Raw genomic sequence first — 24,809 nt, 5'->3', positions numbered from 1 at the left:
ACTCGTGTCCGCCCCTAAGCCATCGCGGGGCGAGCCACAACGGAAGCCCCGGTCGGCAGTGACGGCGGCGGGCGACGTCAGCGGGTAAAGGGCGAGGACGCCACGACACGGACGATTGCGAAACCCGCATCTGCGTCCTGCCGGCGCCGGACGGTGCCGAAGCCTCCCGTGCCATCGCCGGAGCCCATCTGTGCGACACGGATGCGGTGGGCACGGTCGACCGTTCGGCCGGCTTGACGGACATCCTGCTCGGCGGCGCGGGCATCGGCCTCGCGCCGGACGACGTCGATCTTGCGGTCGATGCTGCGGCGCTCGCGCGGTGAGAGGAGACCGGCCTCGCGAAAATCCACCACCGTGAAACCGCCGGGCCGGGTGGAAACCACAACACGGGCGCTCGATGGGGTGGCGACCACGTCGCCCACCCGTGCGGTCGGGTCGCGCTCGATCGGCAGGGGCGCCGCCGCCACGCCCTCGGGCTGGCAGAAGCACTGCTCGACACGCTTCGTGCGGTACAGGTTCGCGACGAGGAGGGCGCGGTAGGGACGCCCGTCGAGACCGACGGCCCGGTCGAGATCGTTCTGCCTAGCCCCCAGCGTGTAGAGGCTGGTGGCGGCGTTGGGACAAGCCGCGGCACAGGCCGCCTCGTGCAGGGGAATGTCGGAGCGGGACGCCAGGCGCCCGAGGGGGAACAGGTAGCCGTCGCAGGCCCGGACGCAGACCGTGCGGGCGCCCAGCGCCGAGGCGGTCAGCGCAGCGGATGCGGCGCGGCTCGCTCGGGCGGGGGAGGGGCGGGTGAGACGCGCGAGGCGTGGCGTCTGGCGCGGCGCCTGGACCGCCGTGATGCGGCTCGTCGTGGGAAGGGAGGCGTAGCGGGGCCGGGGAGGGCGCGGCATCGAGACGGGCGCGGGCTGCGGCTTCACCGCCGGACCGCGAAACATCTCTTCGAAGAAACTGAAGATGCCTCCCTGCTCGGAGGCCTGAACCAAGCTCGATCCGGCAACGACACTGCCGAGGCCGAGGATCAGCCCGGCCATGACCGGGGCGACGACGCGTGTTTGCGCCGCGAAACTCGTCCGTCTCCTGCCGGGGTACATCGACCGCATCGTTCTCTTAACCCGTCGGAAACCATCCGCTAGGACGCCCCTCCTGCCTACGGCCGAGGCGAGCGCCTTCGCAACGGGGGTAGACCACCGAGTTTCGCCCGTCCGCGAAGGGCCGATCCCTCCCCGTGCGTCCCGCTGGAGGCCCGACAGGGGAACGGGAGAGCGGACCCGCCCCCCACTCGGCAGCGGGCGTTTCGTACCCTTCCTACGACACTCGCAAGACGGAGGCGCGAGCCTGTATCTTAGCCTTTGTTTTCCATTATAGCCGATGCTATATGCCGTTTCGGGTGCAGTGCGGTACCCACGATTCAGCTCGACGGAAGACGCGGCATGGACAGGCTCGACGAAGACCGGGGGTGGCGCTTCAGCGGAGAGACGAACGAACAGCCGAGCCTCGGGCGCATGAATGCCAGCATTCCCGTGCTGTCCCACGGCTCCTGGCTGCGGCGGCTGCTGGCCTTCATCGGGCCGGGCTACATGATCTCCGTCGGCTACATGGACCCGGGCAACTGGGCCACCGACATCGCGGGCGGATCGCAATTCGGCTACACGCTGCTGGCCGTCATCCTGCTCTCGAACCTCATGGCGATCGTGCTGCAGGCCCTCTCGGCCCGGCTCGGCATCGCCACCGGCCGCGACCTCGCCCAGGCCTGCCGCGATCATTATCCCCGGCCCGTCAGCTTCGTGCTGTGGATCGCCTGCGAGGCGGCGATCATCGCCTGCGACCTCGCCGAGGTCATCGGCACCGCCATCGCCCTCAAGCTGCTCTTCGGCATTCCCCTCGTCATCGGGGCGATCATCACCGCCCTCGACGTGTTCTTGATCCTGCTGCTGATGCGGCGCGGCTTCCGGGCGCTCGAAGCCTTCGTGATCGCGCTGCTGCTGGTGATCTTCGTGTGCTTCGGCATTCAGATCGCGCTCGCCGCGCCTCCGATCCAGGCGGTGCTCGCGGGCTTCATCCCCTCGTCGCAGATCGTCACCAACCCGGCCGCCCTCTACATCGCCATCGGCATCATGGGCGCCACGGTCATGCCGCATAACCTCTACCTGCACTCCTCCATCGTGCAGACGCGGGCCTATCCCCGCACCGAGGAAGGACGCCGGGGCGCCCTGCGCTTCGCGGTGACGGACTCGACCATCGCCCTGATGCTGGCGCTCTTCGTCAATGCCGCGATCCTCATCATGGCCGCATCGGTGTTCCATTCCACCGGCCGCACCGACGTGCAGGAGATCGAGCAGGCCTACGAATTGCTGTCGCCGCTGCTGGGAGCCGGCATCGCCTCCACCCTGTTCGCCGTGGCGCTCCTGGCCTCGGGGCTCAACTCCACCGTCACCGCGACGCTGGCCGGCCAGATCATCATGGAAGGCTTCCTGCGCCTGCGCATTCCCGATTGGGCGCGGCGCCTGATCACGCGCGGCATCGCCATCGTCCCCGTCGTCGTCGTGACGGGGCTCTACGGGGAGGATGGCACCGCGCGCCTCCTGGTGCTCAGCCAGGTCGTCCTGTCCATGCAACTGCCCTTCGCCGTGATCCCGCTCGTGCGCTTCGTGTCGGACAAGCAGAAGATGGGCGCCCTGGTGATTCCGGCCTGGCTGAAGCTCTTCGCCTGGGTGATCGCCGCCATCATCGTCGTCCTGAACGTCAAGCTCCTGGTGGACACCGTCACGGGCGCCTGACGCACAAGGTCCGACGCCCGCTTCCCTGACGGGCGACGGGCGGACACCACACAGCCCCCACCCGGGCCGCGACGCGGCACCGGACGGTGAAGCTTTGCCCAATCATATAGCATAGGCTATACTATCGAGAAGAGGCGTCGATGATCAGCATGAGGATGATCGCACGACGACAGAGGGCGCCGACACGGATGGTCGCCGCCGTTTTCGCATTCCTGTCGGTCGATCCCGCATGGTCGGACCCCGGTGAGACGGGCGCCGTGGACGATCGTCCGGCGCAATCGGCTCCGCTGGAGCCCGACAGTCCCCCCTCCATCCAGACATCGCTGGGCGCATTCGGGGATCCGGGTGGCTTCCGCAGCCTGTTGGCGGCGCGGGGCATCGACTACAACCTGCTCTATACGAACGAGGTCCTCGGCAACCTGTCCGGCGGGGTGAGGCAGGGCGCGATCCATGCCGGCAAGTTCGAGACCGCCGTCACGGTCGATTTCGACCGCCTCGCCGGGTGGACCGGATGGAGCGGCTTCGCCAACGTCTTCCAGATCCACGACACCGGCGGCCTGCGCGACCGGAGCTTCCAGCGGCTCATCACGGTGAGTAACATCGAAGCCTATCCCTCGACGCGCCTTTCGGAACTCTGGTTAGAGCGGACCTCGGAGGACCGGTACTTGAGCCTGCGCTTCGGGCAATTGGTGGCGGATGGGGAGTTCTTCTCGTCCGAGACCGGCAAGATCTTCCTTAGCAACGACTGGCCGACCATCACCGGGGCCAATCTCCCGAGCGGCGGCCCCGCCTATCCGATCTCGACCCCCGGCATGAGGCTGCGCTGGACACCCGATGTTTCGGTGAGCGGGCTCGTCGCCATCTTCAACGGCGATCCCGGCGATCAGGCGAGCGTCAACCGGACAGGTTTGAATTTTCGACTGAACGACGCCCCCCTGGTGATGGGCGAGGTCCAGTTTGGCGAGGTGCCCGGCCCCGACGGGCTCGGTCGAAGTCTGAAGCTCGGCGGGTACCGGCATTTCGGACGTTTCGACGATGACCGCTACGACCGGACGGGACTTTCCCTGGCAGACCCACGCAGCGGCGGCTCGGCCCGCCGCCACGCCGGCACCAGCGGCGCCTATGCGGTCGTCGATGCGCAGCTGTATCGGCCCGCGGGCGGCAACGAGATTGAGGGGATCTCCGCCTATGCCCGCCTTTCGACGAGCCCTTCGGACCGGAACCTCATCGATCTCTGGACGGATGGGGGAATCGTGGTCACGGGCATGACACCCGGCCGTCCGAAGGACGCATTCGGCTTCAGCGTCATCTACGCGCGGATCGGCGAGAACGCCCGGCGCTACGAACTGGACCGGCTCTCATTCGGCACCGAGTTCCACGTTCCGCGCAGCTACGAAGCCACGATCGAAGCGACCTATCTTTTCGCGGTAGTGCCCGGTTGGACGATCCAACCGGACATCCAATACGTCTTCAACCCCGGCGGCGGTGCCGCCGATCCGAACCGCCCGGGCCAGCGCATCAAGGGCGGCGCCGTGTTCGGCCTCCGCTCGACGCTCACCTACTGATCAGCGCCGACGCGCGCCCCGCACCCGAACCGGCACAAGCTGGGGAGTGGGTGAAGTGCCCTCGACGACCTGTACGAATCCGCGAGCGGCAGCGGCGACCGCATCGAGGAAGCGTCGTGCGATTGATGCGGCCAGCGACTCTCTCATCAGATTGCATCCGTGTTCGGGAACAGGTGACGAACGCCACATGGGACACCGGGTTCCACTCTGACGTCAACAGCTATGTGGGTCTGTCCTCCGGGCGCCGACAAGAGACTCGTCGATATGACGCATGTCTGCGGTGCGCGCGCGGCCGAACGGACGTCACATCCGCCCCAGACAGATGCAGGAAGGACGTGAGTCCAAATGAGAGAACCCGGAGTCCCGCAAGCCGCGACCACGACGAGCGACGGCCGAAAATCAATCGTGACCGCTTTGTGTCAAAGTCAGGAACCGGCCGGAGAACTTGGCGTTATTGCTGTCATGAGGTCGCGGCACAGGTCGCGCCAGCTTCAAAAGGATCCGGACCATGCTTGGTTGGGCTGTAACATTCCTCGTCGTCGCTCTCGTGGCCGCTCTGCTTGGCTTTGGTGGTATTGCCGGCACCGCCATGGAAGCCGCAAAGCTCGTCTTCTTCGTCGCCATCGTCCTGTTCGCCATCTCGGCCGTGATCGGCTTGATGCGCGGTCGCTCGCCGACCCTCTAACGGGAGGACGTCTCGGCGCAACGGCGTCGAATAGGCACGGAAACGAGAAAGCCGCCGGATGATCCGGCGGCTTTTCTTCAATCGTCGCCCGGTCTGACGACCGCCATCGTGCCGGTGCACACGTCAGACGAATGATCCGTATTGTAGCCTAAACGTCGTCGAGGGTTTGAACCGAGGATTCGTCCATCTGGGCGATCAGGTCGCGAAAGCGATCCGGGACCGGCTGCTGAACGATGGTGTCGTACATGGCGCGCAAGTGCATGCCGATCCGCTTCTGAGTGAGGTCACTCAAGCGGTGAGAATCAGGGCCTTCTGGTCTCGGCTCATGTACCTGCTCCGATCGCGTCTCCGGCACGGAGATGCGGCCCGTCTCGTCATCGTCCATTCGGTTATCCCCTTGATGCCACGCGGTGGCATCGCCGCGATTGTTTTGCGGCTTGACATAAGTCATGGCTGCACCTGCAACGCAGCGCCATACAATCGGTTCCGGGCGTAGCGGAACACAGCCCATCGATCCGCGTTGTGGCGGTGGCGACCATAAAGAACGGCAGAGCCTAAGGGGATCTAATGTCGACAGCTCAACTCGTCGTGCAACATCTGCCGTACCTGCGCCGCTACGCGCGGGCGCTTACCGGCAGCCAGGTCGCCGGCGATGCCTATGTGGCCGCCACCCTGGAAACGCTCGTGAACGAGCCGGATACGTTGGGGCGCAGCACCAACGTCAAGGCCGACCTGTTCCGCGTCTACACGCGCATCTGGAACTCCCTCTCGGTGAACGGCCAGAGCGATCATGTCCAGCATGACCTGCCCGCCGAAGTGCGCCTCGGCCAGATCACGCCGCTGCCTCGTCAGGCGTTCTTGCTGTCCTGCCTCGAAGGCTTCTCAGAGGAGGATGCCGCCGTGATCCTCGAGGTCGACGTCAGCCAGGTGCGCGACCTCGTCGACGAAGCGGGGCGGGAGCTGGCGGCCGACATGGCGACGGAGATCCTGATCATTGAGGACGAGCCGCTGATCGCCATGGACCTCGAAGCCCTCGTGGAAGGCCTCGGCCACAATGTGATCGGCGTCGCGCGCACACGGTCCGAGGCGATCAAGATCGCGTCGGAGGGCTCGCGCCCCGGCCTGATCCTGGCGGACATCCAGCTCGCGGACGGCTCGTCGGGCCTCGATGCCGTGAACGACCTGTTGAAGACCTTCGAGGTCCCGGTGATCTTCATCACCGCTTATCCCGAGCGGTTCCTCACCGGAGAACGTCCGGAGCCGGCCTTCCTGATCGCCAAGCCGTTCCAGCCCGCCAATGTGTCGGCGGTGATCAGCCAGGCGCTGTTCTTCCAGCAGAGCGCCCGGCGGCGCGAGAAGACGGCCTGACCAAGGCGCCGCGCAACACGCGGCAAGCCTCGAACGAAGCAAGCAGCCCCGGTCTCGCACCGGGGCTTTTCTTTTGGCGATCCAACCCTTCGGCCATGAAAAAACGGGCCGGACTGAGTCCGACCCGTCAAAAAGTTTCCGGCCAATGCACAAGGGGAATGCGGGGGAGGACCAGGCGGCCGGGTGATTCGATAACGAGCCGGATGCCACACGGTTCCAAAAAATGCATAGGTCGCCGCTTTATGGATTGACGTGATTTTTATGCAACGCCGACCTGTGGACCGTTTGTCATTGGTCGAAAATTTTTAGCAACAAAGAGGGCCTGTTCACTAGTCATAAAGTTTTTAGACAAGTCGAGGAACCTGGAACGGTCTGGTTCGGTTATCGAGCATCCTGTCAAGCTCCGTTTGGAGATTACGACAATGCTTCGGTCCGGTTTCATTCTGAGTGTCGGTGGACCTGCAGCACTCCTGACGATGCTGGTGCATCCCATCCTGCAGCGCGAGGCCGACCTTCGGTCAGCTCCCGGCACCACTGTAACGCAGCAGGCGCCCGTGAGCGTCGCTCCGGCGATCTTCCTCACTCCAATGGGGGCTACGAAGGACGGGGGTACGACACTCCGTGTCTCGACAGCGCTCTCCGTCGAGCGTCGGGCTCCCGGAACGCCGTCCGATCAGAATTCGGCTCTGACCGACAAGCCGGTGATGAAACCGCGCCGGACGATGCGCGACGGCTGCGAGGGAGCGATCAGTTCGCTGGCAGGCCCGGAGGCGCGCCGCATGATCCCGGGCCGCTGCATCGCCTGAGGTGTCCCTGAGAGCCTGCTCGATCGGGTCTCTCAGCGGATACTCACGCCAAAGTAGACCTTCCCAACAGACGACCTTTTCCTCAGGTGCCGGAGCGTATCGGAGCCCTCCCTCGAGGCCGCTGCGCTGCACCTCAGGATGAGGTGACGCCTTGAACGAACAAGCCGAGTATTCTTTGGGTCGAGAGACCGGAAAAAAGCCCTTCGCTCTTCGCGGAGGGTTTTTTGCCGTCAACGGTCGCTTTCGCGAAACGGAACGGATGGCCGAAGGGCGCCCGCAACGAAAAAGGCGCGCACCGGTAAACGGCACGCGCCTCGTTTCGATATGATCCGGGCTCTAGTCTTCGCCGTGACGCCCGGGGGTTGTCGACTGGCCACCCTTGCGACCGGCCGACGAGGCCAATTCGCGATCCTGGGAAAATGAACGCTTTTCCGCCGGAACGCTCCGCCCACCCTTGCTCGCGATCTCGCGTTGCCGCTCCAGATCCATCGATGCAAAACCTCGCTTTGAGGTAGAATTTCCTGATGCCATCAGCGCCTCCTCAGCATGTGGTTCTCGAACTGAACAACCTTCGCCAATATCGATGGTTCCTCGGCCAACCTTGCCGAAGACAAATGGCCGCTTCGGTCTGGTCGTGCACGGTCCATCACTGTCGTCATCTGCCTCGGCGGAGCCGGAAATTCGCTGCGGAATGCGGCCGGTCACTCCCATGGATCGGCGGCGGCGGACCGCCTCGGCGATCTCCGCGAGGGTGAGGCATTTGGGTGGATCGGGCAGGGCTGGACAATGGATGGGCAAACCGCATGGATGCGCGGGACGTAGAGGCGCCCGGCTTTGGGCGCCTGCGAGCGGAGCGCTCAGAATGGTCCACGCATCATGACCCTCGACACCGAGGTATCCTCACTGCGACAGGTGCCGTTGTTTCGCGGTGTCGAGCCGTCGCGCCTGAAGCTCCTCGCCTTCACGAGCGAGCGCGTTCATTTCGAGGCCGGCCAGCAGCTCTTCGCCCGAGGCGACGTGGCGGACGCCGCCTACCTTCTTCTGGAAGGCTCGGCGGCGGTGACCATCGATGGAACGTTCGGCCCGTTCCGGCTGGCCCTTCTCGGGCCGAATGCCCTCGTCGGCGAGATGGGTATCCTGGCCGACCAGCCGCGCTCGGCCACCGTCCAGGCGGAGACCCCCATCACGGCGCTCCGCATCGATCGGACCGTCTTCCTCGAACTCCTGGCTCAGTTCCCGCAGATCAGCATCGCCGTCATGCGGGAACTCGCGCTGCGGCTCGAGCATACGAACCAGCAGCTGGCGGAACGCCGCGCCTGAGCCGAAACCGTCACTCCGTCGGGTAGGTGATGAATTCCATCAACGACCCGTCCGGATCGCGGAAATAGACGCTGATCCCCGCGCCGGCAGCCCCATTGCGATCCACGGGGCCGAGCTCGACAGGGACGCCCTGCGCCGCCAGATGCGCCACCGCGTCGTCGATCGAACCCGACCAGCGGAAGCACAGATCGCTGCCGCCGGGCATCACCGGCCGCTCGGCCAGGGGCGTCGGCGACAGCCCCGGACCATGGACGTTCAATTGAACGCCACCGAACCGGTACGCGACACCCTTCCCACGGGGGATCACCTCGGCCCCGAGCACGTCGCGATAGAAAGCGGTGGACCGCTCCCAATCCGAGACATGGATCACGCAATGGTCGAGATGGATCGCCGGCCCGAGCTCGGCGAGGGGTTCCTCGATCTCCGCGACCGTGAGCGTCTCAGTATCGGCCATCGCGTCTTCGCCTCGGTTTCCGGCGGCTCTGCCGCGTCGAAGGGAGCATGCCCCGTGCGGACCGGCGGGGCAACGCAGGCCGCGAGGTGGCGCCGGTCGTGTAAACCTGAGATATACCACTAAATCTCAGGTTGCATTATCCGTCGGCTTTTCCACATGATCGACCTGCCGCGAATCGCTTGCGGCTCGAGAGGGGGGGCGGGGATCATGGCGTTCGCGATCAGTGCCAATCAGTTGCGCCGCGATGGCAAACCCGTCACCTCCCTACCATCGCCCTATACCGGCGGAGCACTTCCCTCACCGACGCGCTTTCTGGTGATGCATTACACCTATGGAGCCAGCGCGAGATCCAGCGCCGAGTGGTTCCAAAGCAAGGACAATCCGGGTTCGTCGGCCCATCTCGTCATCGACCGCGATGGATCGGTCATCCAGTGCGTGCGCTTCGACAAGGTGGCGTGGCATGCCGGCAAATCGACATGGCGCGGCCTGTCCGGCCTCAACCAGTATTCCATCGGCATCGAGCTCGCCAATTGGGGGTACCTCAATCCGGCCGGGACCGAATGGAAGACCCATACGGGCGTCATCATCGCTCATCCGCACATGGCCCCCCATCGGAACGGCAATCCCAACGGCGTGAAGGGGCCGATCGCGTGGGAGGCCTATCCCCCGGTTCAGTTCCAGGCGGCTGCGGAGATCGCGAGGCTCTTCAAGGAGCGCTATGGCGTCGAGGAGATCGTCGGCCATGACGACATCAGTCCTGACCGGAAATGGGACCCCGGCCCCGCCTTCGACATGGAGCGTTTCCGCAGCCTGGTCTTTGGTGGCCGGGCCGACAACGATGGGATCAGCCTCACGGTCGATGTCGCCGAGGGCCTCAACCTGAGGACGGGGCCTGGAACGACGTTCCCCGTGGTCCGGCTGCTGCCCGCCGGGACGCTGGTGGAGCCGATCGAGCGCGATGGCAGATGGCTGGGGGTGAGCGTGCTTAATACGCAAGGTCAGCCCAGCCAGACGGGCTGGGTCCATGACCACTACCTCTCGTAAATCCGGCCGGACGGGCATGTTCCCTGCTGCTGCGACGTGAAAGACACAACATCAGAGGCCACCGGACGGTAGTCATGAGGGCAATGATCCGCCCGACGACCACTTTCGTGGAGCCCTCCATGCATATCCGCCGCGTCCTTCTCAGCCTGCTCGTCATCGCTCCATTGGCCGCGTGCAATTCCCGTGGCCCGATGACGGTGGCGCAGGATGACGAGGCCGCCTGGTATACGGGCTCGATGCCGGACAAGCCCTACGACGTCCCGCTGGTGGACACGTCGCGGCTCGATCCGAAATATCGTCGGCAGGTCGTGCGCTACACCGGCGCGGAGAAGCCGGGCACCATCGTCGTCGACATCGACAACCGCCAGCTCGCCCTGGTGCAGGAGGACGGCACGGCCCGTCAGTACGGCATCGGCGTCGGCAAGCTCGGCTTCTCCTGGAAGGGCGAGGCGAAGGTCGGCCGCAAGGGCGTGTGGCCGGATTGGAGCCCCACCACCACGATGGTCTCCCTCAACCCCGACCTGCCGCGGACCCGCAAGGGCGGCGTCGACAACCCGCTGGGCGCCCGCGCGCTCTACCTCTACCAGAACAACCGGGACATCCTGTTCCGCATCCACGGCACCAACGAGCCGTGGAGCATCGGCGAGCAGATGTCGTCCGGCTGCGTCCGCATGCTGAACGAAGACATCGTCGACCTGTTCGAGCGCGTCCCCGTCGGCACGCGGGTGCTGGTGCGGCGCAACGGCAAATATCGGGTCTGAGGGCGGATCGGGCCCGGGCACGGGGCCGAGACAACGTCATCCGTGAGCGACGGCAACGCCGACATCGGCCCGCGATCCTCGGGCGAGGTTCGCCAGGACCGATGATTGCGCGCAATCAGGCAGAACCGCCGGGTGCCCTCTCGTCGGGGTGACACGCTCTGCATGACGCATATTTGTCACATCGCCGTATGACAAATTTCGTCTCTCGTTACACGCAACGGGCCTCGAACGGCCGTTCATCTTGCGTTGCAGCATGCAATGGTCCAACGCGGCATCTAGGGGTATGCTATCCCGAAGTGTTGTAAGCGGATCAATGACGATGGCGAAGTGGGTCTACTCGTTCGGCGACGGCAAGGCGGAGGGTCAATCCTCCATGCGCAACCTCCTCGGAGGTAAGGGCGCGAACCTTGCCGAGATGTCCAATCTCGGACTCCCAGTCCCTCCGGGCTTCACCATCACCACCGAAGTCTGCACCTGGTACTACGACAACGGTCGCCAATACCCGGCCGAGCTGAAGGCCGAGGTCCAGGCCGCCCTGGATGCGGTGGGTGCGCTCACCGGGCGCGGCTTCGGCGATCCCAAGAACCCGCTCCTCGTCTCCGTCCGTTCCGGTGCCCGCGCCTCCATGCCCGGCATGATGGACACGGTGCTGAACCTCGGCCTGAACGACACCACCGTCGAAGCCCTGGCCGAGGGCGCCGGCGATCCGCGCTTCGCCTACGATTCCTATCGCCGCTTCATCACCATGTACTCGAACGTGGTCCTCGACGTGGAGCACCACGCCTTCGAGGAGGCGCTGGAGCATTACAAGGAGACCAAGGGCTTCAACCTCGACACCGAACTCGGTGCCGAGGACTGGAAGCACATGATCGGTCTCTACAAGAAGATCGTCCGCGACGAGCACGGCTCGGACTTTCCGCAGGACGCGGAAGACCAGCTCTGGGGCGCCATCGGCGCGGTGTTCAGTTCCTGGATGATCCCGCGCGCAAAGAAGTACCGCGAGCTCAACGGCATCCCCGAGAGCTGGGGCACGGCGGTCAACGTCCAGGCCATGGTGTTCGGCAACATGGGCGACACATCGGCCACCGGCGTCGCCTTCACCCGTAACCCCTCCACCGGCGAGCGGGCGCTCTACGGCGAGTTCCTCATCAACGCTCAGGGCGAAGACGTAGTGGCGGGTATCCGCACGCCACAGGACATCACCGAGAAGGCGCGGATCGAGGCCAAGTCCGACAAGCCGTCGATGGAGCGGGCGATGCCCGAATCCTATGCCGAGCTGGTACGGATCTATGGGCTGCTCGAGACCCATTACCGCGACATGCAGGACATGGAGTTCACCATCGAGAGCGGAAAGCTCTGGATGCTCCAGACCCGCAACGGCAAGCGCACCGCCAAGGCGGCCCTGCGCATCGCCGTGGATCTCGCCGCCGAAGGCCTGATCACCGAGGAGGAGGCGATCGGCCGGGTCGAGCCCGCCGCCCTCGACCAGCTGCTCCACCCCACCATCGATCCGAAGGCCGAACGCAAGATCATCGCCTCCGGCCTGCCGGCATCCCCGGGTGCGGCCACCGGCGAGATCGTGTTCAATTCCGAGGATGCCGAGGCCGCCCGCAAGGCCGAGCGCAAGTGTATTCTCGTGCGGATCGAGACGAGCCCCGAGGACATCCACGGGATGCACGCCTCCGAGGGCATTCTCACCACGCGCGGCGGCATGACCTCGCACGCCGCCGTGGTCGCCCGCGGCATGGGCAAGCCCTGCGTCTCGGGCGTGGGCACGATCCGCGTCGACTACAAGGCCGGCACCCTCACGGTGGCGGGCACGACGCTGAAGGCCGGCGACAAGATCACCATCGACGGCTCCACCGGCCAGGTCCTCCTCGGCGAAGTGAAGATGCTCGAGCCCTCGCTCTCCGGTGAATTCGCGACCCTGATGGGCTGGGCCGACAAGGTTCGCACCATGAAGGTGCGCACCAATGCCGACACGCCCACCGATGCCCGCGCCGCCCGCAACTTCGGCGCGGAAGGCATCGGCCTCTGCCGCACCGAGCACATGTTCTTCGAAGGGGACCGGATCGTCGCCGTCCGCGAGATGATCCTCGCCGACGACGTCGAGGGCCGCCGCTCGGCCTTGGCCAAGATCCTGCCCTATCAGCGCCAGGACTTCGTCGAGCTGTTCACGATCATGTCCGGCCTGCCGGTGACGATCCGCCTGCTCGATCCGCCGCTGCACGAGTTCCTGCCGCATACCGATGCGGAAGTGCAGGATGTGGCCAAGAGCACCGGCGTGTCCGAGGAGAAGCTCCGCCGCCGGATGACCGAGTTGCACGAGTTCAACCCGATGCTCGGCTTCCGTGGCTGCCGCCTCGCCATCGCCTTCCCCGAGATCGCGGAAATGCAGGCCCGCGCCATCTTCGAGGCCGCCGTCCAGGCCGCCAAGGAGACGGATGCCCCCGTCACCGCCGAGATCATGGTTCCGCTGGTCTTCACCCAGATGGAGTTCGACATCGTCAAGGCGCGCATCGACGCCATGGCGAAGGCCGTCACCGAGGAGACCGGCGCGGCGCTGTCCTACCAGGTCGGCACCATGATCGAGTTGCCGCGCGCGGCCCTTCGCGCCGGGGACATCGCCAAGACCGCCGAGTTCTTCTCCTTCGGCACCAACGACCTGACGCAGACCGCGCTCGGCATCTCGCGCGACGACGCCGCGACGTTCCTCGGGGCCTATACCCAGAAGGGCATCCTATCGGCCGATCCGTTCATCTCGATCGATCAGGAAGGGGTGGGCGAACTGGTCCGCATCGGCGTCGAGCGGGGCAGGGCGGTCCGCCCCGACATCAAGCTCGGCATCTGCGGCGAGCATGGCGGCGATCCGGCCTCGATCCATTTCTGCCAGGAAGTCGGCCTCGATTACGTGTCGTGCTCGCCCTACCGCGTGCCGATCGCGCGTCTCGCCGCCGCTCAGGCAGCGCTCGCGATGCGGGACAAGACCCGCGGCTGAGTGCCGAACCTTGAGACTTTGAAGACCGGAAAGGGCGGCCGATGGCCGCCCTTTTTCGTGGCGCTGCGCCATTGGAAATGTCGTTGAATAAATCTCCGAATACCCCTTGAACCGATGTCGCTTCGGCACGTTGAGTGCTAGTGCCAGACCAAAGCGCGACGACGCTCCCGGCTGGGTGGGATGGCATTGAACGCGCGGGAACGCCGACCATGAGCGACTCGAGCCAACCCCCTGTATTCCTCTCCGAAACCTCGCATGCCGTGCCCGTGCCACGGGTCGTCCAGCAGGCCTATATCTGGGTCGTCTCGGCGCTCGGCGGTGTTGCGACCATCGCTCTTCTCGTCTTCGCGGTCGCGACGCAGAGCAGTGCCGATGCGGAGCGCATTACCGAGAGCAAGGGACGCTCCAGCGTCAATGCTCTCGTGGGCGCCCTCGCGGTGACACACGGTCGCCCCGGAAACCTCTGATCGCTCTCCAATACGTCCGAACAACTTCGCGACGACCGTCCGAGGTCTTCGCGAGACGCGATCACGTGCATCGTCTTAAGACACTCGCAACCATAACGCCCGATAGTTTGGATCATCCCTTCTGGTCGCCCTCGAGCGTGACCAGCGAGGCCAGGTCCGTAACCGGGTTGTTTGGTCGTGAGTACGAAACGCGTTCGCCGCCCCTGCCAAAGGCCCTGGTTTCGCGCCTCCATGGTGCCGTGGACCCTCGCCCTCGGCTTCGTCGTCTCCTTCACGGCAAGCGCCGGAACCGACCCTTCCGCATCCGGCCTGACGGGGCAGGGCGGAGCGAGGATCGCCTTGCGGCTGCCCCATGATACGCCGGGGGTTCGTCGCCGCGTCGATGCGAAGGCGACGGAACGGCTCTATCCGAACCATGAGGCAGGTGCCGGCTTGGACATGAAGGCGCCCGTCGTCAGGGTCGGCCTGTCGAGCGCCGATACCGGCCTTCTCGTCCCCGGCTCTGCGATCTGGTCGCCCGACCTCGAACCGGCTTCGGGTTTCACCCCCCCGCACGAGATGGCCGCCGAGGAAGAGACCGATGAACCGTCGGACGGCGCCACGCCGGCCATTCCCCGCGCCATCGCCTTGTCGTCCACGACACCGGCCCCGGCGGATGCCACGCCCATCGAAGTCGCGGCGGCGAGCCTCATGATTCCCGGCTTTTCGCCGCGAAAGGATCTCGGCTCCGGAATCACCGAGACCGTCCCCGAGGACGCCCGGCACCGCTATGCCGACCTGATCGTCCCCGATTCCATCGACCGCGAGCAACGCTGCCTCGCCGAAGCGGTCTATTTCGAGGCCCGGAGCGAGCCCGAGGACGGCCAGGCGGCCGTCGCCCAAGTCGTGCTCAACCGCGTGAAAAGCGGGCTCTACCCGTCGAATGTCTGCGGCGTCGTCTACCAGAACCGTCATCGCTACATGGGCTGCCAGTTCTCCTTCGCCTGCGAGGGCAAGTCCCTGCGCATCACCGACGGCCCCTCCTGGCAGAGCGCCACCCGCATCGCCAGCGCGGTGATCGAAGGCCGCACCTATCTCAGCGAGGTCGGAGGCGCCACGCATTACCACGCCGATTACGTGAAGCCGGGCTGGTCCCGGCGCCTGCAGAAGATGGACGTGATCGGACGTCACATCTTCTACCAGCTGAAGCGCGGCCAGACCTGAGACCGGTTTAACGACCCGTGAATCGAACGAAAGCGCTTTACTTAAGCAGGATGAAGATTGCGTAGTGTTAAGCCAAGGTTAATTTTACCCTGATCTGCGATAGAGCTTGCTCCGAAGGCAACTTGACCGCCTCTAATGCGTCGAAGGCTGCGCACCATCGCTGGGTGCGCGCCGATCAAACCGCATTTCAGTGTCGAGGATTCGAGCATGACCGCGCCGGTCACCCATTTTCCATTGTCCGCCTCCGCCCTCGCCGGCGCCCTGTTCGGTGCATCGATCCTCGCGACATCGGCCCAAGCCGGGGGCTGCGGCGGGGCCGAATGTTACCGGCATGTCACGACCCCTCCCGTCTACGACACCGTGTCCGAGCGCGTCCTCGTCCGCCCCGCCCGCACCGTCTTCCGCTCGATTCCTCCGGTCTACGAGACCGTCTCCGAACAGGTTCAGGTCTCGCCCGGCGGCCGCGTCTGGCAGACGCGGCGTGATGCCTATGGCGAGACGATCGGCTGCTGGGTCGAGATTCCGCCGCGCTTCGCCGTCCGTCACCGCCGGATCCTGGCCCAGCCCGGCCAGACCATCCCGGAGACGATTCCCGCAGAATACGCCAGCGTCCAGCGCTCCGTCCTGGTCTCGCGCGGCCGGTCCGGCTGGGTGCCGGCCCATTCCGGCCCCGGTTATGGAGGTCCCGGTTATGCCAGCGCCGGTTATGCCGGCCCCGGTTATGTCGGCTCCCACCGTGCTCCGGTCATCGGCTCGATCCCCGACGCCTTCGGCATCACCGGCGCCAGTTCGGCCGATATCGGGGTCGGCCTCGGCTTCTCCACCGGCAGCATCTACGACGGCTACTGATCGACCGCGAGGCGACGCCTTCCCGGCCTCGGGCGCATCCGCGCTCGGGGCCGGCTTGATTCACGCCCGCCCCGCCACAGGTCATGACCGACGCGTGAGGAGACCGACGGACATGGCGACGTTCAAGGCATGGGTGGTGGAGAAGGGCGAGGCGGGCCAGAACCTTCGCTTCACCGATTTCGACGAAGCGAACCTGATGGACGGCGACGTCACCGTCCGGGTCTCCCACTCGACACTCAATTACAAGGACGGACTGGCGATGACCGGTCGCTCGCCCGTGGTGCGCCGCTTCCCCATGATCCCCGGCATCGACTTCTCCGGCGTGGTCGAGAGCTCGGAGCATCCGGACTACAAGCCCGGCGATGCGGTGGTGCTCACCGGCTGGGGCGTGGGTGAGAGCCATCTCGGCGCCTATGCCGAGCGCGCGCGGGTGAAGGGCGATTGGCTCGTTCCGTTGCCGGACGGTTTGAAACCCGAAGAGGCGATGGCGGTCGGCACCGCCGGCTATACCGCCATGCTCTGTGTCATGGCGCTCGATGCCCATGGACTCAGACCCTCCGATGGACCGGCCATCGTCACGGGCGCCTCCGGCGGTGTCGGATCGGTGGCGGTGGCGCTTCTGGCGAGAGCCGGCTGGCACGTCATCGCCGTCACCGGCCGCGCCGGCGAAGCGGATTACCTCACATCCCTCGGCGCCTCCGAGATTCTGGACCGGGCCGAACTCGCCAATCCCGGCAAGCCCCTGGCGAAGGAGCGCTGGGCGGCCGGGATCGACGCGGTGGGCTCGACGACCCTCGCCAATCTCCTCGCCGCCACCAAGGCCGACGGGGCCATCGCGGCCTGCGGCCTCGCCGGCGGCATGGACCTGCCGACATCTGTGGCACCCTTCATCCTGCGCGGCGTCAGCCTGTTCGGCATCAACAGCGTCACCACGCCCCTGCCCAAGCGTCAGCAAGCCTGGGCGAGGATCGCGAAGGAGCTCGACCGGGACCTCCTCGCCAGGATGACGAGCACCGTGCCCCTCGCGCAAGTCGGAGCACTCGCGGAAGACATCCTCGCGGGACGGATTCGTGGCCGCACCGTCGTCACCATCGGCTGAGGGCAAGCGGAACCGTTTCGATCCCGGAGCATTGCCGTTTCCATGAGCAGTGCATTCGTCAAAGAGCGTGAGGGCGGCGAGGCCTTCGAGGATCTTCCCGACCGTCCGATCTCGCCCCACACCAATTTCGTCACCCCCCAGGGGCTCGCCCAGATGGAGGCAGAGGTGGCGCGGCTGCAGTCGGAGTTCTCCGCGCTGACGCCGGGGGCCAAGGCCGATGAGGCCCGTGTCACCCGCGACCTCGCCTACTGGACGGCCCGGCTCGGCTCGGCCGAAGTGGTGGAGCCCATAAGCGGCGACACGGTGCATTTCGGCTCCACCGTCACGATCGTCAAAGAAGACGACACCAAGCAGATGTTCCGCATCGTCGGCGAGGACGAGGCCGATCCTGCGAAAGGATCGATCTCCTATGTCTCGCCCATGGCCAAGGCGCTCACCGGAAAAAGCGTGGGCGACAGCGTCGAAGTGAATGGGCACGAGGTCGAGATCGAGTCGATCGCCTGAACGGCGGTCATCCGGATTTTATCCGGCGACTTCTCTGAACCTAGCTGCCGCGCGCCGAGCGTGACGGCTTCCGGCGTTCGGCCAGATTTCGTCTCGTGAACGCCCGCGCTTTCCGCGCGCTGCGACGGAGTCCGGTGGGCCTCAGGCTGCTTTCGTGGCCCATGGCGCTTCCATGATCCCTGCGCGGACCGATATTCCGCCAAGCTTGGAGCCGAGGCGCGGCTCCCATCGATGGAGTGAGCAGGATGGCGAAGGTACTGGTTCTCTACTACTCGTCCTGGGGACATGTTGAGCAGATGGCGAACGCCGTAGCAGAGGGTGCACGAGAGGCGGGGGCCGAGGTCAGCGTCAAGCGCGTGCCGGAACTCGTCCCCGACGATGTCGCCAAACAGTTTCACTACAAGCTCGACCAGCAGGCGCCCATCGCGACCGTGGACGAGTTGGCCGATTACGACGCGATCATCTTCGGTACGCCCACACGCTACGGCAACATGGCCGCCCAGATGAAGCAGTTCATCGACCAGACCGGTGGCCTCTGGGCGCAGGGCAAGCTGATCGGCAAGGTCGGCTCGGTCTTCACCTCCACCGCCTCCCAGCATGGCGGTCAGGAGACGACGCTCACGAGCTTCCACACCGTGCTCTTCCACCACGGCATGGTCGTCGTCGGGCTGCCCTATTCCTTCGCCGGGCAGAACGGTGTCGAGCAGGTGAAGGGCGGCACGCCCTATGGTGCATCTACGATCGCCGATGGGGACGGCAGCCGCCAGCCGGCCGGCGTCGAACTCGACGGTGCCCGCTACCAGGGCAGGCACGTGGCCGGCATCGCCGCCAAGCTCGCCGGCTGATCGAGCGTCGGCGCATGACAGGCCTCGCGCATCGCGCGGGGCTTTCGACGTCGGGAAGTGCCGCAGCGACCAAGAAAAAAGGCTCGGATAAATCCGAGCCTTGAAGGGGAGAAGGTCATTGGGGGCTGAACCGACCTTCGTGACTGTGAAACGTGCTCGCCTTGGATGAGTTCCACGGTTTGCAGAAAAAAATTCAGCGGGGTGCCGCGGCTCGGCGCAGCCTGTCGTTGATCGCTTCTCCGAGCCCCGTGCGAGGAATCGGCGCGACGGCGATGGTCCCGGTTCCAGCCTCGTCGAGCCGGCGCAACGCCGAGAACAGGGCGGCGGCAGCCTCCCGCAGGTCTCCTGCCGCGCTCAGGTTCAGGCGCGCTCTCGCCGCTTCCGCTCCGGGCGGGTCCACGGGGCCGAAGAGCAGGATCGCCTCGTGCGGTTCGACCCGCGATGCGTCCAGCCGCACGGCGGCCCTCGGCGCGTAATGGGAGGCGAGGAGGCCGGGACCGATCGGCGCCTCGCCGGATTCGTGAGCGGCATCGAGGGCAAATCCCAGGATCGCCTCGACCGCCTCCCGCGTCACGCCGCCGGGACGCAACAGGCGCGCGCGACCGTCGAGACAGGCGACGACCGTGGATTCCAAGCCGACCGGGGTACTCCCGCCATCGAGGATTGCGGCGATGCGGCCGTCGAGATCGGCGAGGACGTGCTCGGCACGGGTCGGGCTTACACGGCCCGAGCGATTGGCGGAGGGCGCCGCCACCGGCCGCCCGACTTTTTCGAGCAGCGACAGGGCCACGGGATTGGCCGGGACGCGCAGGGCCACGCTGGGGAGACCGGCGCGGGCGAGGTCGCTCACGGTCCCGCCGGACGCCGCCGGGACGACCAGTGTCAGCGGGCCGGGCCAGAACGCCTCTGCGAGACGTAAGGCCAGACCGTCGAACACGCCCTCGCGCCGGGCTGCATCGAGACCGGGCAGATGGGCGATCAACGGGTTGAAGCTCGGCCGCTCCTTGGCCGCATAGATGCGCGCGACGGCCTCGGCGTCGGAGGCATCGGCGCCGAGGCCGTAGACCGTCTCGGTGGGAAACGCGACGAGCCCGCCGCTCCGCAGAAGCCGCGCGGAGCACTCGATCCCGGCCTCGTCGATGTCCAGCCTCAGCGTTTCACCGGGGATTGACCCGAGATCGTTCATATCTAAACTATTCCCTGCCTGAAGGGCGTCGGGCTCGGTGCCGCATCGTCGACGGGGACTGCCTATCCCCGTGAACCCGTCTTGCCTATGCCTGGGAGCACATGGCGCGACGGGCCGTATCGCCGGGTCGGCGCGCGCGTCAAACTCAGGTGAAGCGTCGCTCGAGACGACGCGGGAGGACCATCCATGACCTATCGCACGCCAGTCGCCGAAATCAGCTTCGCCCTGCGCCACGTGGCCGGGCTCGATGCCGCCATCGCCTCGGGAGCCCATGGCGACCTGACGATGGAGGACGCGGACGCGATCCTTCAGGAGGCGGGCCGGGTGGCGGATGCGGTGATCGCGCCGCTCAACCCGGTGGGGGACCGGCAGGGCGCCCGTCTCGCCGACGGCGCCGTGACCACGTCGCCGGGCTGGCGCGAGGCCTATCGCACTTGGATCGAGGGCGGCTGGAACGGGCTCAGCGCCGAGGCCGATCACGGCGGCCAGGGCCTGCCCCTCCTGCTGAATGCGGCCTGCAGCGAGATGTGGAATGCCGGCAGCATTAGCTTCGCCCTGTGTCCGCTCCTCACCGCCGGCGGGATCGAGGCGCTGGCCAAGCACGGCTCCGACGATCTCAAGGAGCGCTATCTCGGAAAACTCGTCTCCGGTGAATGGACCGCCACGATGAACCTCACCGAGCCCCAGGCGGGGTCGGATCTGTCGCTGCTGCGCAGCCGGGCGGAGCCCGCGGGCGACGGGACCTACCGGATCGTCGGCTCGAAGATCTACATCACCTATGGCGAGCACGACCTGACCGACAACATCGTCCACCTCGTCCTCGCCCGGCTGAAGGATGCGCCGGCCGGAACGCGGGGCATCTCCCTGTTCCTGGTGCCGAAGATCCTTCCCGACGGCAGCCGCAACGACCTGCGCTGCTCGGGGCTGGAGCATAAGCTCGGCATCCACGGCTCGCCCACCTGCTCCATGGCCTTCGGCGACCAGGGCGGCGCCACGGGTTGGCTCATCGGCGAGGAGAACCGGGGCCTCGCCTGTATGTTCACGATGATGAACTCGGCCCGGCTCAATGTCGGGCTGCAGGGCGTCGGGGTGGCGGAGCGTTCCTATCAGCAGGCGTTGGCCTATGCCCGCGACCGGCGCCAGGGCAAGGCGGCGGGCTCGCCCGATCCCGTCAGCCCCATCGTCGACCATGCCGACGTGCAGCGCATGCTGCTGACGATGAAGGCCTATACGGCGGCCGCGCGCGGCATCTGCTACCTCACGGCGCAAGCTCTCGACGCGGCGCGCGGGGCCGAGGGCAAGGCCGGGCTCGACCGGGCGTCGCTGCTGACCCCCGTGGCCAAGGCCTTCTCCACCGACATCGCCAACGAAGTGACGTCTTTGGGCGTTCAGGTGCATGGCGGCATGGGCTTCGTGGAGGAGACGGGCGCGGCACAGCACATGCGCGACGCCCGCATCCTCGCCATCTACGAGGGCACCAACGGCATCCAGGCCATCGACCTCGTGGCGCGCAAGCTGCCGCTGAATGGCGGGGCCACCGTGCGGGCGCAGCTGGCCTCCATGCGTCGCGTGGCGGAGGCCGTGCAGAAGGACGCGATTCCGGCCTTCGGCCATCTCGGGCCGCGCCTCCGCGCCGGGATCGAAAGCCTCGACCGGGCGACGAGCTACCTCCTCAAGGCGCTGTCCTCCAACCGGCCGGAGGAGGCCCAGGCCGGCGCGACACCGTATCTGCGCCTGTTCGGCCTCGCGCAGGGGGCGACCTGTCTCGCCCGCGCGGCTCTGGCCTCGAACGCCGCCCTCAAGACCGGCGAGACCGATCCGGCCCACGGCGCCCGCATCGCGCTGGCGCGGTTCTTCGCCGAGAACCTCCTCACGGCGGCGGGCGGGCTGGAACAGAGCGTCGTCGACGGCGGCGGGTTCACGCAGGACGGTATGCTGGCTCTGGCGGGGTGAGCACGAAGACCCTCCCCACACGGATCCAGTGCTTGTCCGTGGTTCCCATCTCAGATGCCCAACTCGGGACGGCTCGGATTTAGAGGGAGCAACTGGAGATGAAAGGGGAGGATGCATCAAGCGGAGCGACGGGTACGCATCCCCTCGCCCCGCCTGCGGGGAGAGGGCCGCGACGACCTTGTCGCCGACGCGGCGAGGCGGCAGCCGACGGTGAGGGGGTGGACCCGAAGGAGTCTCATCCGGAATCGCCCCCTCACCCTCGCTTCGGCTTCGCCTCTCGCTCATCGCGGACACGACAAGGTGCCCGCGATCCTCTCCCCGCACGCGGGGAGAGGGGGGCTCTCTCCTCCGTTCGACGAAGCGGCCACATGCGATAGCTCTGCTGCAAAGGGGAGAGGGATCGCCGGAAAGCGAGAACACACATGACCGAGCACATCGCGATCCACGACAGACCGGACGGCGTCCGCCTGATCCGCCTCGACCGGCCGGAGAAGAAGAACGCGCTCACCGGCGCCATGTACGATGCCATGCGCGACGCGCTGGCACAGGCGGATTCATCTGAGCGTATCGGCGCCATCGTCTTCGCCGGGGCGCCGGGCGCGTTCAGCGCCGGCAACGACCTCGCCGATTTCGTCGCCGGCGCGCGCAAACCCTTCACCGAGGCGCCGGCCCTTCACTTCATCCGCCGGCTCGCCCGGACGACGACACCGATGGTGGCGGCGGTGGACGGGATCGCGGTGGGAATCGGCACGACGCTGACGCTGCATTGCGACCTCGTCTATGCGAGTCCGGCGGCGCGGTTCCGGATGCCGTTCGTGGAACTCGGCCTCGTGCCGGAAGCGGCCTCGTCCTACCTGCTGCCGCGCCGGGTCGGGATCCTGAAGGCCACCGAGCTCTTCCTTCTGTCGCAACCGTTCGATGCGGAGGAAGCCCTGCGCCTCGGCCTCGTCAACGCCATCGCGCCGAGCGACCTCCTGCTCGATCACGCCTTGGCCCAGGCGGCGCGCCTCGCCGCCCTTCCGCCCGGTGCGGTGGCCGCGACGCGCAGGCTCATTCGCGGAAACCAGGCCGAGGTCGAGGCCGCGCTTGAAGCGGAGGCCGTGGCCTTCGAGGCGCGGCTGCGGGCGCCCGAGGCGCAAGCGGCGTTCGCGCGCTTTCTCGGCAAGCCGAAAGCCTCATGAGCGGGCGCGCCTCCGTCCCGGATCTGAGCCGGACGATCTGCCTCGTCGCGGGCGCCTCACGGGGCGTCGGCCGGGGCATCGCCCGTGGGCTGGGGGAGGCCGGGGCCACCGTCATCGTCACCGCCCGGTCGAGCGAGACGGGGCCGCGCACCGAGGGCAGGCCGGAGACCATCGAGGACACCGCCCGCGAGGTCGATGCCGCCGGGGGCGAGGGCCATCACTACCTCTGCGACCACACCAGCGAGCGGGCGGTGGACGGCCTCGTCCATTGGGCGCTGCGTCGCTTCGGCCGGATCGACGTGGCGGTCTCGAGCGTCTGGGGCGGCAACGAAGGCTTCGACGGGGAGTGCTACGCCGACGGGATCGAATGGGGCACGCCGTTCTGGCGCCGCTCCGCTGAATCGTTCTCGCAGGGCTTCGAGACCGGCCCCTATCCGGCGCTGCTCCTTGCCAGAGCCGTCGCGCCGGCGATGGTCTCGGCCAAACGCGGTCTCATCGCCTTCGTCTCGTTCGACACCGAGACCGGCTACCTCGGCGACGTGTTCTACGATCTGGCCAAGGCCAGCACCAACCGGCTCGCCTTCGCTTGCGCCCGGGAACTCGCCCCCCATGGGGTCACCGCGCTCGGCCTTTCGCCCGGCTTCGTCCTCACGGAGCGGGCGCGGGACAACGGCCATGCCGACCGGGCGACGGAGAGCCCGCTCTATGCGGGACGGGCGCTGGCGGCCCTCGCCGCCGATCCCGATGTCCAGGCTCGCGCCGGGCGCATCCTGCACGCGGGCGATCTCGCCGCCGAATACGGCTTCACCGACGCCGACGGCACGACGCCGCCGCGTTTTCAACTCGGATCGTGAGAAGACGGCCATGACGGATTCGAAGTCCCTGAAGGGCAAGACCCTCTTCATCACCGGCGCCTCGCGCGGCATCGGCCTCGCCATCGGTCTCCGCGCCGCCCGCGACGGGGCCAACGTCGCCATCGCCGCCAAGACCGACACGCCGCACCCGAAGCTCGACGGCACGATCCACACGGCGGCGGCCGCCATCGAGGCGGCGGGCGGGCGCGCCCTGCCGCTCATAGTCGACGTGCGCGACGAGGACGGCGTCGCCTCGGCCATCGCGCGGACGGCGGAGACCTTCGGCGGCATCGACATCGTGGTGAACAATGCGAGCGCGATCTCGCTCACCCGCACGCCGCAGACGGAGATGAAGCGCTTCGACCTGATGCACCAGATCAACACGCGCGGAACCTACATGGTCTCGAAACACGCGATCCCCTATCTGGAAAAGGCGCCAAACCCGCATGTCCTGATGCTGTCGCCGCCCCTCGACATGGCGGAGAAGTGGTTCGCGCCGCATCTCGCCTACACCATGGCCAAGTTCGGCATGTCTCTCTGCGTCCTCGGGCTTGCCGGCGAGCTGCGCAGGCAGGGCATCGCGGTGAACGCCCTGTGGCCGCGCACCACCATCGCCACGGCGGCGGTGCGCAACCTCCTCGGCGGCGAAGCGCTGATCCAGGCGAGCCGGACGCCCGAGATCGTCGCCGATGCGGCCCATGCCCTGTTCCTGAAACCCTCCCGCGAGGTCACCGGCCGCTTCCTCATCGACGACAGCTTCCTCGCCGAGCAAGGTGTCACGGACTTCACACAATACCGCGTCACACCCGGCATACCCCTTGCGCCGGACTTCTTCGTGCCGGATGCGAACACACCGCCTTCCGGGGCCCTCGCCTGAGACGTAAAGC

At 66.7% G+C, this 24,809-nt stretch carries 24 protein-coding genes; 19 read left to right on the top strand and 5 right to left on the bottom strand.

All coding sequences use genetic code 11. From position 1 onward, the window contains the following. Window positions 1-77 precede the first annotated feature (77 nt). Entirely contained in the window at window positions 78-1,103 is a 1,026-nt protein-coding gene (locus tag ASF34_RS03460; protein WP_082494059.1) for a DUF2865 domain-containing protein, read from the bottom strand. Between the two features lie 330 nt (window positions 1,104-1,433). On the opposite strand from ASF34_RS03460, the gene ASF34_RS03455 reads away from it, so the two are divergent. The 3 genes from ASF34_RS03455 to ASF34_RS22010 all read left to right on the top strand — a co-directional run bounded on the left by ASF34_RS03455 (window position 1,434) and on the right by ASF34_RS22010 (window position 5,030). Further along, on the top strand, window positions 1,434-2,780 hold the full coding sequence (locus ASF34_RS03455) for an Nramp family divalent metal transporter (RefSeq protein ID WP_056158599.1): 1,347 nt from the start codon (window positions 1,434-1,436) through the stop codon (window positions 2,778-2,780). A 188-nt stretch (window positions 2,781-2,968) separates the two neighbouring features. Next, on the top strand, window positions 2,969-4,345 hold the full coding sequence (locus ASF34_RS03450) for a carbohydrate porin (RefSeq protein ID WP_056158596.1): 1,377 nt from the start codon (window positions 2,969-2,971) through the stop codon (window positions 4,343-4,345). Between the two features lie 508 nt (window positions 4,346-4,853). After that, the gene (locus ASF34_RS22010; protein ID WP_003599466.1) at window positions 4,854-5,030 is read left to right on the top strand and encodes a DUF1328 domain-containing protein; all 177 of its coding nucleotides are present in this window, start codon (window positions 4,854-4,856) and stop codon (window positions 5,028-5,030) included. Between the two features lie 148 nt (window positions 5,031-5,178). On the opposite strand, the gene ASF34_RS23310 is transcribed toward ASF34_RS22010, so the two are convergent. After that, on the bottom strand, window positions 5,179-5,481 hold the full coding sequence (locus ASF34_RS23310) for a NepR family anti-sigma factor (RefSeq protein ID WP_156465611.1): 303 nt from the start codon (window positions 5,479-5,481) through the stop codon (window positions 5,179-5,181). 116 nt (window positions 5,482-5,597) lie between these two features. Between ASF34_RS23310 and ASF34_RS03440 the strand changes: the two genes are divergently transcribed. Next, window positions 5,598-6,398, top strand: a complete 801-nt coding sequence (locus tag ASF34_RS03440; RefSeq protein ID WP_018042423.1) for a response regulator — start codon at window positions 5,598-5,600, stop codon at window positions 6,396-6,398. Between the two features lie 422 nt (window positions 6,399-6,820). After that, window positions 6,821-7,204, top strand: coding sequence for a hypothetical protein (locus tag ASF34_RS22645; RefSeq protein WP_156465610.1), 384 nt, complete (start codon window positions 6,821-6,823; stop codon window positions 7,202-7,204). A gap of 336 nt (window positions 7,205-7,540) precedes the next feature. On the opposite strand, the gene ASF34_RS23685 is transcribed toward ASF34_RS22645, so the two are convergent. Next, window positions 7,541-7,735 (bottom strand): general stress protein, encoded by a 195-nt coding sequence (locus ASF34_RS23685; RefSeq protein ID WP_027172650.1) that lies wholly within the window; start codon window positions 7,733-7,735, stop codon window positions 7,541-7,543. A gap of 345 nt (window positions 7,736-8,080) precedes the next feature. Here ASF34_RS23685 and ASF34_RS03435 point away from each other — a divergent pair, with 345 nt between their 5' ends. Beyond that, a complete protein-coding gene (locus ASF34_RS03435) occupies window positions 8,081-8,524 on the top strand; it encodes a cyclic nucleotide-binding domain-containing protein (protein WP_018042425.1) in 444 nt (147 codons plus the stop codon). A gap of 10 nt (window positions 8,525-8,534) precedes the next feature. Here ASF34_RS03435 and ASF34_RS03430 read toward each other — a convergent pair whose 3' ends face one another. Beyond that, on the bottom strand, window positions 8,535-8,978 hold the full coding sequence (locus ASF34_RS03430) for a VOC family protein (RefSeq protein WP_018042426.1): 444 nt from the start codon (window positions 8,976-8,978) through the stop codon (window positions 8,535-8,537). Window positions 8,979-9,185: 207 nt separating this feature from the next. Here ASF34_RS03430 and ASF34_RS03425 point away from each other — a divergent pair, with 207 nt between their 5' ends. The 9 genes from ASF34_RS03425 to wrbA all read left to right on the top strand — a co-directional run bounded on the left by ASF34_RS03425 (window position 9,186) and on the right by wrbA (window position 18,748). Further along, entirely contained in the window at window positions 9,186-10,022 is an 837-nt protein-coding gene (locus ASF34_RS03425) for an N-acetylmuramoyl-L-alanine amidase (RefSeq protein ID WP_056158588.1), read from the top strand. A 119-nt stretch (window positions 10,023-10,141) separates the two neighbouring features. Continuing rightward, window positions 10,142-10,783 carry a L,D-transpeptidase gene (locus ASF34_RS03420; protein WP_373321261.1) on the top strand — a complete coding sequence of 214 codons (642 nt, stop codon included), beginning with the start codon at window positions 10,142-10,144 and terminating at the stop codon, window positions 10,781-10,783. A gap of 319 nt (window positions 10,784-11,102) precedes the next feature. Then, a complete protein-coding gene (gene ppdK, locus ASF34_RS03415; protein WP_056158971.1) occupies window positions 11,103-13,781 on the top strand; it encodes a pyruvate, phosphate dikinase in 2,679 nt (892 codons plus the stop codon). 209 nt (window positions 13,782-13,990) lie between these two features. Beyond that, window positions 13,991-14,248 carry a hypothetical protein gene (locus ASF34_RS03410; protein ID WP_026175690.1) on the top strand — a complete coding sequence of 86 codons (258 nt, stop codon included), beginning with the start codon at window positions 13,991-13,993 and terminating at the stop codon, window positions 14,246-14,248. Between the two features lie 231 nt (window positions 14,249-14,479). Beyond that, window positions 14,480-15,451, top strand: a complete 972-nt coding sequence (locus ASF34_RS03405; RefSeq protein ID WP_082494057.1) for a cell wall hydrolase — start codon at window positions 14,480-14,482, stop codon at window positions 15,449-15,451. Window positions 15,452-15,658: 207 nt separating this feature from the next. Further along, window positions 15,659-16,300 (top strand): hypothetical protein, encoded by a 642-nt coding sequence (locus ASF34_RS03400; RefSeq protein WP_056158965.1) that lies wholly within the window; start codon window positions 15,659-15,661, stop codon window positions 16,298-16,300. Between the two features lie 112 nt (window positions 16,301-16,412). Further along, a complete protein-coding gene (acuI, locus tag ASF34_RS03395; protein ID WP_056158586.1) occupies window positions 16,413-17,399 on the top strand; it encodes an acrylyl-CoA reductase (NADPH) in 987 nt (328 codons plus the stop codon). Between the two features lie 42 nt (window positions 17,400-17,441). After that, window positions 17,442-17,903: a transcription elongation factor GreA gene (gene greA / locus ASF34_RS03390; protein ID WP_056158583.1), complete on the top strand. Its 462-nt coding sequence runs from the start codon at window positions 17,442-17,444 to the stop codon at window positions 17,901-17,903. A gap of 245 nt (window positions 17,904-18,148) precedes the next feature. Next, window positions 18,149-18,748 carry an NAD(P)H:quinone oxidoreductase gene (wrbA, locus tag ASF34_RS03385; RefSeq protein ID WP_056158578.1) on the top strand — a complete coding sequence of 200 codons (600 nt, stop codon included), beginning with the start codon at window positions 18,149-18,151 and terminating at the stop codon, window positions 18,746-18,748. Between the two features lie 193 nt (window positions 18,749-18,941). Here wrbA and ASF34_RS03380 read toward each other — a convergent pair whose 3' ends face one another. Further along, entirely contained in the window at window positions 18,942-19,934 is a 993-nt protein-coding gene (locus tag ASF34_RS03380) for an L-threonylcarbamoyladenylate synthase (protein WP_056158575.1), read from the bottom strand. Between the two features lie 186 nt (window positions 19,935-20,120). Between ASF34_RS03380 and ASF34_RS03375 the strand changes: the two genes are divergently transcribed. The 4 genes from ASF34_RS03375 to ASF34_RS03360 all read left to right on the top strand — a co-directional run bounded on the left by ASF34_RS03375 (window position 20,121) and on the right by ASF34_RS03360 (window position 24,799). Next, window positions 20,121-21,887 carry an acyl-CoA dehydrogenase gene (locus ASF34_RS03375; RefSeq protein ID WP_056158572.1) on the top strand — a complete coding sequence of 589 codons (1,767 nt, stop codon included), beginning with the start codon at window positions 20,121-20,123 and terminating at the stop codon, window positions 21,885-21,887. 422 nt (window positions 21,888-22,309) lie between these two features. After that, window positions 22,310-23,068 carry an enoyl-CoA hydratase-related protein gene (locus ASF34_RS03370; protein ID WP_056158569.1) on the top strand — a complete coding sequence of 253 codons (759 nt, stop codon included), beginning with the start codon at window positions 22,310-22,312 and terminating at the stop codon, window positions 23,066-23,068. Then, entirely contained in the window at window positions 23,065-23,922 is an 858-nt protein-coding gene (locus tag ASF34_RS03365) for an SDR family NAD(P)-dependent oxidoreductase (protein ID WP_056158566.1), read from the top strand. The genes ASF34_RS03370 and ASF34_RS03365 overlap by 4 nt, the downstream gene beginning before the upstream one ends. 10 nt (window positions 23,923-23,932) lie before the next feature. After that, window positions 23,933-24,799, top strand: a complete 867-nt coding sequence (locus tag ASF34_RS03360; protein ID WP_018042440.1) for an SDR family oxidoreductase — start codon at window positions 23,933-23,935, stop codon at window positions 24,797-24,799. Window positions 24,800-24,809 lie beyond the last annotated feature (10 nt).

The sequence above is a fragment of the Methylobacterium sp. Leaf106 genome (assembly GCF_001422895.1).
GTDB lineage: Bacteria > Pseudomonadota > Alphaproteobacteria > Rhizobiales > Beijerinckiaceae > Methylobacterium > Methylobacterium bullatum.
This window is presented reverse-complemented; position numbering and strand designations above follow the sequence as displayed.

What these genes read in the sequence shown, in the direction of transcription:
- ASF34_RS03460 (WP_082494059.1), bottom strand. Translation starts at nt 1,103, where the DNA reads ATGCGGTCGATGTACCCCGGCAGGAGACGGACGAGTTTCGCGGCGCAA.
- ASF34_RS03455 (WP_056158599.1), top strand. Translation starts at nt 1,434, where the DNA reads ATGGACAGGCTCGACGAAGACCGGGGGTGGCGCTTCAGCGGAGAGACG.
- ASF34_RS03450 (WP_056158596.1), top strand. Translation starts at nt 2,969, where the DNA reads ATGGTCGCCGCCGTTTTCGCATTCCTGTCGGTCGATCCCGCATGGTCG.
- ASF34_RS22010 (WP_003599466.1), top strand. Translation starts at nt 4,854, where the DNA reads ATGCTTGGTTGGGCTGTAACATTCCTCGTCGTCGCTCTCGTGGCCGCT.
- ASF34_RS23310 (WP_156465611.1), bottom strand. Translation starts at nt 5,481, where the DNA reads ATGACTTATGTCAAGCCGCAAAACAATCGCGGCGATGCCACCGCGTGG.
- ASF34_RS03440 (WP_018042423.1), top strand. Translation starts at nt 5,598, where the DNA reads ATGTCGACAGCTCAACTCGTCGTGCAACATCTGCCGTACCTGCGCCGC.
- ASF34_RS22645 (WP_156465610.1), top strand. Translation starts at nt 6,821, where the DNA reads ATGCTTCGGTCCGGTTTCATTCTGAGTGTCGGTGGACCTGCAGCACTC.
- ASF34_RS23685 (WP_027172650.1), bottom strand. Translation starts at nt 7,735, where the DNA reads ATGGCATCAGGAAATTCTACCTCAAAGCGAGGTTTTGCATCGATGGAT.
- ASF34_RS03435 (WP_018042425.1), top strand. Translation starts at nt 8,081, where the DNA reads ATGACCCTCGACACCGAGGTATCCTCACTGCGACAGGTGCCGTTGTTT.
- ASF34_RS03430 (WP_018042426.1), bottom strand. Translation starts at nt 8,978, where the DNA reads ATGGCCGATACTGAGACGCTCACGGTCGCGGAGATCGAGGAACCCCTC.
- ASF34_RS03425 (WP_056158588.1), top strand. Translation starts at nt 9,186, where the DNA reads ATGGCGTTCGCGATCAGTGCCAATCAGTTGCGCCGCGATGGCAAACCC.
- ASF34_RS03420 (WP_373321261.1), top strand. Translation starts at nt 10,142, where the DNA reads ATGCATATCCGCCGCGTCCTTCTCAGCCTGCTCGTCATCGCTCCATTG.
- ppdK (WP_056158971.1), top strand. Translation starts at nt 11,103, where the DNA reads ATGGCGAAGTGGGTCTACTCGTTCGGCGACGGCAAGGCGGAGGGTCAA.
- ASF34_RS03410 (WP_026175690.1), top strand. Translation starts at nt 13,991, where the DNA reads ATGAGCGACTCGAGCCAACCCCCTGTATTCCTCTCCGAAACCTCGCAT.
- ASF34_RS03405 (WP_082494057.1), top strand. Translation starts at nt 14,480, where the DNA reads ATGGTGCCGTGGACCCTCGCCCTCGGCTTCGTCGTCTCCTTCACGGCA.
- ASF34_RS03400 (WP_056158965.1), top strand. Translation starts at nt 15,659, where the DNA reads ATGACCGCGCCGGTCACCCATTTTCCATTGTCCGCCTCCGCCCTCGCC.
- acuI (WP_056158586.1), top strand. Translation starts at nt 16,413, where the DNA reads ATGGCGACGTTCAAGGCATGGGTGGTGGAGAAGGGCGAGGCGGGCCAG.
- greA (WP_056158583.1), top strand. Translation starts at nt 17,442, where the DNA reads ATGAGCAGTGCATTCGTCAAAGAGCGTGAGGGCGGCGAGGCCTTCGAG.
- wrbA (WP_056158578.1), top strand. Translation starts at nt 18,149, where the DNA reads ATGGCGAAGGTACTGGTTCTCTACTACTCGTCCTGGGGACATGTTGAG.
- ASF34_RS03380 (WP_056158575.1), bottom strand. Translation starts at nt 19,934, where the DNA reads ATGAACGATCTCGGGTCAATCCCCGGTGAAACGCTGAGGCTGGACATC.
- ASF34_RS03375 (WP_056158572.1), top strand. Translation starts at nt 20,121, where the DNA reads ATGACCTATCGCACGCCAGTCGCCGAAATCAGCTTCGCCCTGCGCCAC.
- ASF34_RS03370 (WP_056158569.1), top strand. Translation starts at nt 22,310, where the DNA reads ATGACCGAGCACATCGCGATCCACGACAGACCGGACGGCGTCCGCCTG.
- ASF34_RS03365 (WP_056158566.1), top strand. Translation starts at nt 23,065, where the DNA reads ATGAGCGGGCGCGCCTCCGTCCCGGATCTGAGCCGGACGATCTGCCTC.
- ASF34_RS03360 (WP_018042440.1), top strand. Translation starts at nt 23,933, where the DNA reads ATGACGGATTCGAAGTCCCTGAAGGGCAAGACCCTCTTCATCACCGGC.